At 69.8% G+C, this 2,374-nt stretch carries 2 protein-coding genes; both read left to right on the top strand.

Annotated elements, in window-relative coordinates; all coding sequences use genetic code 11:
* The first annotated feature begins 184 nt into the window (after window positions 1-184).
* Window positions 185-922, top strand: coding sequence for an SDR family oxidoreductase (locus EES42_RS33870; RefSeq protein ID WP_124722026.1), 738 nt, complete (start codon window positions 185-187; stop codon window positions 920-922).
* Window positions 923-1,256: 334 nt separating this feature from the next.
* Window positions 1,257-2,374 (top strand): cbb3-type cytochrome c oxidase subunit I (locus tag EES42_RS33865; protein ID WP_206433754.1); only part of this gene is annotated, 1,118 nt, incomplete at its 3' end.

Below are 2,374 nucleotides of genomic sequence, written 5' to 3'. Positions count from 1 at the left end.
CCAGGCGCCCCCGCCCCTCCCGCCCCGGCCGGCACCATTCCCGGCCGGGGCGGTTCCGTGTCCGGGAGCGGCACCGGCGCCAGGCCGCCGGATCGAGGAGTTTCCGCGTAATCGGCCCCCGGGAGCCCATCCGGCGGTAGGTTCGAACGCCCGGACCAAACCGTGCCCTGGAAGGGGAGAGGCCGTGCTGGCAGGCAGGAACGCCGTGGTCACCGGTGGATCACGGGGCATCGGCCGTGCGATCGTCGAGCGGCTGTGCCGCGACGGGGCCCACGTGATCTTCAACTATGCCAGCGACGACGACGCGGCGGCCGAGGTCGTCCGCACGGTGCGCGGCGACGGCGGCAAGGTGCGGGCCGTCCGGCTGGACCTCGCGGACCCGGACGGACCGGAGCGCCTGATGTCGGCCGCCGAGGAGGAACTCGACGGGCTGGACATCCTGGTGAACAACGCCGCCCTCTGCCCCGCCCCGGCCCTGCTCACGGACACCGATCCGGCGGTCTTCGACCAGGTCCTGGCGGTCAACACCAGAGCGGTCTTCATGACGGTCCGCCACGCGGCGCTACGGATGCGCGACGGCGGCCGCATCGTCAACATCTCCACGGCCAACACCGTGCGTACGGGCCCCGGTATCTCCGCCTACGCGGCGAGCAAGGGAGCCGTCGAGCAGCTCACCGCCGTCGCCGCCCATGAACTCGGGGCCCGCGGGATCACGGTCAACACCGTCTCGCCCGGAGCCACCGACACCGAGCTGCTGCGCGGCAACAACCCGCCGCAGGCACTGGAGGCAGTCGCCGGCATGACCCCGCTGCGCCGCCTGGGGGAACCCGCGGACGTGGCCGACGTGGTCGCCTTCCTCGCCGGTCACGACGGCCGGTGGATCACGGGACAGAACGTCCGCGCGACGGGCGGGCTGGCCTGAGCGGCGCCGGGGGAGCCCGCCGCCGGTCCCCGGCCCGGGTGTCCACCGGGCCGCCCGGCAACGGCAACGCAACGCAACGGAGTTCGGCCGGCGGCGGCCCGGCTCGCGGCGGACCGGGGGTCTGGAACACGGCCCGTTCCCATGGACGCCCTGACGGGTGAATGTCGTGCGGCGGCGGGCGGCGGGACACGCATCGCGGCCCCGCGGCTGATTTGCTGCTCCTGGAATCTGGCGTGACGCGCGCGGGACCGGCCTGGCGGCCGTCCCGGTGGAAACGGCGCCCCTTGCCGGGGTGCTCGGGCCACCCGCGAACGACAATCGAAGGAGCGTCCCAGTGACGACGACGGGCACATCAGGGGCAGCCGAGGCGGAGGAGGCGTACGCGAACGAGCTTCCGGTCCGTGCCAAGGAACCGGGAAACGTCGTCATCAAGTGGCTGACCACCACCGATCACAAGACGATCGGCACGCTCTACCTCGTCACCTCGTTCGCCTTCTTCGTCATCGGCGGTGTGCTGGCCCTGGTCATGCGCGCCGAGCTGGCGCGTCCGGGGATGCAGATCGTCTCGCCCGAGCAGTTCAACCAGGCGTTCACGATCCACGGCACGATCATGCTGCTGATGTTCGCGACCCCGCTGTTCGCCGGATTCACCAACTGGATCATGCCGTTGCAGATCGGCGCGCCCGATGTGGCGTTCCCGCGGCTGAACATGTTCGCCTACTGGCTCTACCTCTTCGGCTCGGTCATCGTCGTGGCCGGCTTCCTCACCCCGAACGGGGCGGCGGACTTCGGCTGGTTCGCCTACTCCCCGCTGACCGACGCGGTCCGCTCGCCGGGCATCGGCAGCGACATGTGGATCATGGGCCTGGCCTTCTCCGGCTTCGGCACCATCCTCGGCTCGGTCAACTTCATCACCACGATCATCTGCATGCGCGCCCCCGGCATGACGATGTTCCGCATGCCGATCTTCGTCTGGAACGTTCTGCTGACCGCTGTGCTGGTCCTGCTGGCCTTCCCGGTCCTCGCGGCGGCCCTCCTGGTGCTGGAGGCGGACCGGAAGTTCGGTGCGCACGTCTTCGACCCGGCCAACGGCGGGGCCCTGCTCTGGCAGCACCTCTTCTGGTTCTTCGGCCACCCCGAGGTGTACATCATCGCCCTGCCGTTCTTCGGCATCGTCAGTGAGGTCATCCCGGTCTTCAGCCGGAAACCGATCTTCGGCTACATCGGCCTGGTCAGCGCGACGATCGCCATCGCGGGCCTCTCCGCGACCGTGTGGGCGCACCACATGTACGTGACGGGCGGCGTGCTGCTGCCGTTCTTCTCGTTCATGACATTCCTCATCGCGGTACCGACCGGTGTGAAGTTCTTCAACTGGATCGGCACGATGTGGCGGGGGTCGCTGTCCTTCGAGACACCGATGCTCTGGTCGATCGGCTTCCTGGTGACCTTCCT

This window comes from Streptomyces sp. ADI95-17 (genome assembly GCF_003846175.1).
Lineage (GTDB): Bacteria > Actinomycetota > Actinomycetes > Streptomycetales > Streptomycetaceae > Streptomyces > Streptomyces sanglieri.
Note: the sequence above shows the minus strand (reverse complement) of the source record. Positions and strands in the feature narration are given on the sequence as shown.